Annotated in this window: 2 protein-coding genes; one reads left to right on the top strand and one right to left on the bottom strand. The window is 59.8% G+C overall.

Annotated features, from left to right (window positions below):
• The coding region (locus HX803_RS23205; RefSeq protein WP_178923867.1) for a DEAD/DEAH box helicase at positions 1 to 222 on the bottom strand (222 nt) is incomplete at its 3' end.
• Positions 223 to 415: 193 nt separating this feature from the next.
• On the opposite strand from HX803_RS23205, the gene HX803_RS23200 reads away from it, so the two are divergent.
• The coding region (locus tag HX803_RS23200) for a mechanosensitive ion channel family protein (RefSeq protein WP_178923865.1) at positions 416 to 1,198 on the top strand (783 nt) is incomplete at its 3' end.

The following is a 1,198-nucleotide window of genomic DNA, read 5'->3' as shown; positions in this document are numbered from 1 at the left end:
GGTCTTGATGCTAACACGAACCTTGGCCGGGCCGATCAGGCGGTTCAGCACCGGCAGGACGAAAGCCGCCGTCTTGCCGCTACCGGTTTGAGCTGTCACCCGCAGGTCACGCCCTTGGAGCGCGAGCGGGATGGCCGCTGCTTGCACAGGCGTAGGCTCGACAAATTTAAGCTCGGCCACGGCTTTGAGCAGGCGTTCGTGCAGGGCGAATTGGGAAAACACGGGTGCTACCTCGAAGAAATACAAAATATCAGCGCCATAGGTTACCGGTTTCGGGCGTCCAAACCGAGTTTCTTTACGCGAACGGTGCTAATCAGCTGCTTTTTTGTCAGTGCGTTTGTCCACAACATCAACTTTGTTGCACTTAAATGCTCTAATCGCCCCGTCTTGTCCTACAGAAGAACCGGTTTCACCCATGGATATCAAACAACTCTGGCTCAACGTCCAAGACCTCTGGGGCGCCCTCGATGAACACCCCCTGCTGCATTCCAGCCTGGGCTTGCTGGTGTTGCTGGTGGTGGCGCTGCTACTTGGACGGGTAGCGCGCTACCTCATTCTCCACGCCGTCAAACTGCTCGGCCGGCAACCCCCCCTGCACTGGCTCAACGACCTGCGGCACAACAAGGTGTTTCACCGCCTGGCGCAGATGACGCCATCCCTGGTGATTCAATTCGGCCTGTACCTGGTGCCGGACCTCAGCAAGACCGCCACCCTGTTCATTGGCAACGTGGCCCTGGCCTTCACCATCCTGTTCATGACCCTGGCGGTGAGCGCCCTGCTCAACGCGCTGCTGGACATCTACGCGCGCACCGAGCACGCCCGCACCCGCTCGATCAAGGGCTATGTGCAACTGGCCAAGATGGTGCTGTTCGTGTTTGCCGCGATCATCATCGTCGCCACCCTGATCGACCGCTCGCCGCTGTTGCTGCTGTCGGGCCTGGGTGCGATGTCAGCGGTGATTTTGTTGGTGTACAAGGACACCCTGTTGTCGTTCGTCGCCAGCGTGCAGCTGACCAGCAACGACATGCTGCGGGTCGGCGACTGGATCGAAATGCCCCAGGTGGGCGCCGATGGCGACGTGGTGGACATCACCCTGCACACGGTCAAGGTGCAGAACTTCGACAAGACCATCGTCTCCATCCCAACCTGGCGCCTGATGTCCGAGTCGTTCAAGAACTGGCGCGGCATGCAGGCCTCG

It is taken from the genome of Pseudomonas sp. P7548, assembly GCF_013386585.1.
In the GTDB taxonomy this organism is placed as follows: Bacteria; Pseudomonadota; Gammaproteobacteria; order Pseudomonadales; family Pseudomonadaceae; genus Aquipseudomonas.
Note: the sequence above shows the minus strand (reverse complement) of the source record. Positions and strands in the feature narration are given on the sequence as shown.